At 61.2% G+C, this 4978-nt stretch carries 1 pseudogene and 1 CRISPR repeat array; the pseudogene reads right to left on the reverse strand.

Features of this window, described 5'->3' with window-relative positions:
• Positions 1–135 precede the first annotated feature (135 nt).
• A CRISPR array of direct repeats spans positions 136–3301; the repeat unit is 37 nt; unit sequence GCTGCAGGACGAACCCCAGCCGATAGGGGACAGAAAC.
• 1223 nt (positions 3302–4524) lie between these two features.
• Positions 4525–4878, reverse strand: a pseudogene (locus IEY33_RS18980) (hypothetical protein); the annotation flags it as partial.
• Positions 4879–4978: the final 100 nt, after the last annotated feature.

The raw sequence follows: 4978 nt of genomic DNA on the forward strand, positions 1-4978 counted from the left end.
GAAAGAGCTGAGGGCTCGGCTGCGTGCGGGATGGCAGAGGATTCGGTACATCAAGTTGCCACAACGTCTCATGGAGGTAACCTCAATTTAAACCGGTATCAATATAAGCGCCGCACGCGCAGGGGGACCAGGTAGGCTGCAGGACGAACCCCAGCCGATAGGGGACAGAAACTCACGCTGGACGGCCTGCGCCTGGAACTGGAGGTGCTGCAGGACGAACCCCAGCCGATAGGGGACAGAAACCTGCAAGGCCACACTCTGCAAGTGAAAGCCGTGAAGCTGCAGGACGAACCCCAGCCGATAGGGGACAGAAACGCGTAACCCGACCACGGCGGAACTGACCGCGAAGCTGCAGGACGAACCCCAGCCGATAGGGGACAGAAACACCGCGACGGGCAGCGCCCCGAGCGCCCCCGCTGGGCTGCAGGACGAACCCCAGCCGATAGGGGACAGAAACATTCGGGCAGCTGGCCTTCAATGATGATGTGGGCGCGCTGCAGGACGAACCCCAGCCGATAGGGGACAGAAACTGGCGTACCGCGTCCCGACGCTCGCCAGCGAGCAGGGCTGCAGGACGAACCCCAGCCGATAGGGGACAGAAACGTGTAGTGTGCGAGTTGCACGCTGGCGGTGGTGGCCTGCTGCAGGACGAACCCCAGCCGATAGGGGACAGAAACGCGAAACTCATGCGCCGCACGCGGTTTCCGACGTTCGCTGCAGGACGAACCCCAGCCGATAGGGGACAGAAACATCTCCTTCATGAGGTCATTCCGTAAGGCACGGCTGCAGGACGAACCCCAGCCGATAGGGGACAGAAACGCCGCTGGACTCCATGCTGGACAGCACGCACCGCATGCTGCAGGACGAACCCCAGCCGATAGGGGACAGAAACGTGGTGAGACTCCACTCGCGGAAGTCCTCAGCGGGGCTGCAGGACGAACCCCAGCCGATAGGGGACAGAAACAGGGCGATCATCAGGGCGCTCTCGGTGTTGCCGCGCTGCAGGACGAACCCCAGCCGATAGGGGACAGAAACGGAGACATAGGGCCGTGGCGGAGGCTGCATGCCGCAACGCTGCAGGACGAACCCCAGCCGATAGGGGACAGAAACTGCAGGAGGAAGAGGACGGCCTGAAAGGTGAGTGCGCTGCAGGACGAACCCCAGCCGATAGGGGACAGAAACGTGCAGTCCACCACCAGCCACAAGCGCAACATCAGCGCTGCAGGACGAACCCCAGCCGATAGGGGACAGAAACCCCCAGGTCCTCGCAGTTCTGGAGGTAGATCGGGTGGCGCAGGCTGCAGGACGAACCCCAGCCGATAGGGGACAGAAACATCAATGCCGAGCCGTTTCAGCACGACGCGGGTCAGCTGCAGGACGAACCCCAGCCGATAGGGGACAGAAACTCAGTGTGGCCTCCAACGAACGAACGATGCAATGGCTGCAGGACGAACCCCAGCCGATAGGGGACAGAAACTCTGGGCCATGTGCGTCCTCAGCAGCCACGGCAAGCGGCTGCAGGACGAACCCCAGCCGATAGGGGACAGAAACGCAGGATGTACTGGTCTAGGTCGAGGTCCGGGTCAGGCTGCAGGACGAACCCCAGCCGATAGGGGACAGAAACTGCAGCATGCCGACCTGCACGCCGTACCCCATGTGCGCTGCAGGACGAACCCCAGCCGATAGGGGACAGAAACAGTTCTGGGTGGTGACCAGCCTGGAAAGTTGGGCGTGCTGCAGGACGAACCCCAGCCGATAGGGGACAGAAACATCCAGCTCGTCCCCGAGGCCGTCGCCGTCGTGAAGCTGCAGGACGAACCCCAGCCGATAGGGGACAGAAACGCGAAGAAGCAGGACGGATTCTCGACGCCTGCGACGCTGCAGGACGAACCCCAGCCGATAGGGGACAGAAACATGTGCATCTGATCGCTGCTGTACATCGGGCGCGGGCTCGGCTGCAGGACGAACCCCAGCCGATAGGGGACAGAAACGCGAAACCCTCCGCACCGCCGAACAACGCGCCGCGGCTGCAGGACGAACCCCAGCCGATAGGGGACAGAAACACCTGGAAGAGCGGCGGCAGACTGCAACTCAGCATCGCTGCAGGACGAACCCCAGCCGATAGGGGACAGAAACGGCAAACCGGCGGGCCTGACCGCGTACCTCGCCAGCTGCAGGACGAACCCCAGCCGATAGGGGACAGAAACTCGCAGCGCGTGCAGGGACAGGCCATGCAGCAACGCTGCAGGACGAACCCCAGCCGATAGGGGACAGAAACTCGTCAAGATCATCCCGTTCACCCGCACGCACACCGGGCTGCAGGACGAACCCCAGCCGATAGGGGACAGAAACGGCATCGCGGAGAGCGAGGGTCTGCACGGTGGGACGCTGCAGGACGAACCCCAGCCGATAGGGGACAGAAACATCGTGCGGTAGCCGACGTTCGTGAGGTGCACGCGCAGCTGCAGGACGAACCCCAGCCGATAGGGGACAGAAACGAGTACCGCATCGGGCACCCGACCGACGTGCGCCGCGCTGCAGGACGAACCCCAGCCGATAGGGGACAGAAACAGTACCCGCCCGCGCCGGTCAGCACGGCCGAGATGACGCTGCAGGACGAACCCCAGCCGATAGGGGACAGAAACGCCAGCTGCGGGTCCAGCCGCACGAGCGCGGACGGGGCTGCAGGACGAACCCCAGCCGATAGGGGACAGAAACGGCAAACCGGCGGGCCTGACCGCGTACCTCGCCAGCTGCAGGACGAACCCCAGCCGATAGGGGACAGAAACGTCCAGAAGTACGGCACCCCTGCGACGGTCACGAAGCTGCAGGACGAACCCCAGCCGATAGGGGACAGAAACGTGGAGAGCCTGCTGCAGTGCGACCCGGGCAGGCTGGCTGCAGGACGAACCCCAGCCGATAGGGGACAGAAACACGAACGAGTGGCAGACGTACTCGCCATCGGCGTCAGCTGCAGGACGAACCCCAGCCGATAGGGGACAGAAACAGGCGACGGCGGCACGCACGGCTGCAGCCTCCAGGGCTGCAGGACGAACCCCAGCCGATAGGGGACAGAAACAGCGTGGACAGGGTAACGGTGGGGTCGCTCAGCAGAGCTGCAGGACGAACCCCAGCCGATAGGGGACAGAAACTGGAGTGAGCATGGCAGCTTCAACCCGCGCGGTTGGTTTACTTCAGGACGAACCCCAGCTGATAGGGGACAGAAACTGTTGTAGAAGGCCTGCAGGGCAGTGACGTAGCGCGGCTGCAGGACGAACTCCAGCAGATGGGTGGTAGCAACCACCTATCAATTGAACAAAGTCACCGGGCGTCACGAAGCTGCATAGTAAAGCCCAGCCGACAGGGGATAGAAACGTGTACGCGGCTGGGCGGCTGTACTATCCCCTGAGTGCTGCAGGCTGAATCCCAGCCGATAGGGAGACAGAAACCACCTGTCAATTGAACAAAGTCACCGGGCGTCACGAAGCTGCAGGATGAACCTCAGCAGGGGGCAGAAACCCCTGTTCAGGTGGCGGCCTGCACAGCCAGGGGGGGCGTTGCAGGACGAACTCCAGCCGATAGGGAGACAGAAATCACCTGTCAATTGAACAAAGTCACCGGGCGTCACAGAGCTGCAGGCTGAACCCCAGCCGATAGCGGTCGGGAGATGGAGGATGAAGGCGTTTCGGTGGATTTGAAGGTGGGGCTGAATGTTGTTGTTCCTGGGTTCGCAGTGAGCATCAGGAAGTTAGCCGCTCACCAGTGGAGGAACGCGGGTGAGTGTGGGGACCGGCGTGGTTCATGCGGTGTGTCGCGGTAAGCCCAGGCGTGTCTGAACGCGGTTGATGCTCACGAAGGGTTTTGTAAGGTTCTGGAGCCGCCTCACGTGTGTGTTGAACTCTTGCTCGCTTATTGATACCGGCATAGATTGAGGTTGCCTCACCTAGCAGAGACCAGAGACTGGCCAACCCTTGGAGATTGTCGGGATCAGGAGTTCACTCTCATCATTCGGATTTCCATCGACTCGAACTTCTGCCGGTATCAATAGCTCCTGGGTGAGGTTGTCGTGGTCGTGCGGGACTGGTCTCCGGTATCGGGAGTCTGTGTGGAAGGTGCGGCCGCGTTGAGTACGCTGACTCGCAGGCCGCCGTTCAGTGTGACTTCCATCTTGACCGGGAAGTCACCGTAGGGGTGGTACTCCGGGGTTGGCCCCACCAGCGCCGTTCGTTGGTGTTTCCTCGTCGGTCTTCTGAACGGTGGTCTGGATGTTATTTTATTTTGGTGTGGTTGGAAGCTTTGAGCGCTTCCGCTTCGGCTTAGAGCCCTCAAATATTTTATATCAAGAAGGCTTTCCAACACTCCATTCCATCCCGTTCCCTTTCCGTCCATGCTTTTTACCAAGCTCAAGCCTTGACATGAGCTTGGTAGGGGATGCGGGGATGGATTCCGTGGTGGTGGGTGGAGTAAATTTCGCGGCTCGTGAATTATTTCTTTAAACGAAGAAACGTAATAGCCTGGGCACGCTCATACATAGCCAAGCAGAAAACGGACGTGCCTCAGCACCTGACATTTCATGTTTTTTTCTCCTGGAGAAGGAAAAACTGTTTTGGAGAGGTCCATGTATGCCCAGAACGCGTCCAATCCCCAGCGCATAGCCTGACTAAGCAGCGTCCACCCCACGCGCGTCGTCCCCCGGTTGTCCAGCGTCGGCGGATCCAACTCCTGCACGGCGTACCCAACCCGCACCATCCAGGCCAGAACAAAGCAGAGCAGACCAAACAGCCGGGAGAGTCGGTCCGGGGCGGTCATGTGGGTGTCCTCGAGTCCCAGGCCGCGTGCGTTCAGTGCTGAAAACGTGCATTCCACTCCCCAGCTGCGTGCGCTCGCCAGCTTGGCCCCCGCCGCTCAGCTTATCGGGCCACTCGCGCTCATTCTTATCGGGCTCTCTTTCTGCCAGTCACGAGCTGAGATCAGTCTA

Source organism: Deinococcus aquiradiocola (assembly GCF_014646915.1).
GTDB lineage: Bacteria > Deinococcota > Deinococci > Deinococcales > Deinococcaceae > Deinococcus > Deinococcus aquiradiocola.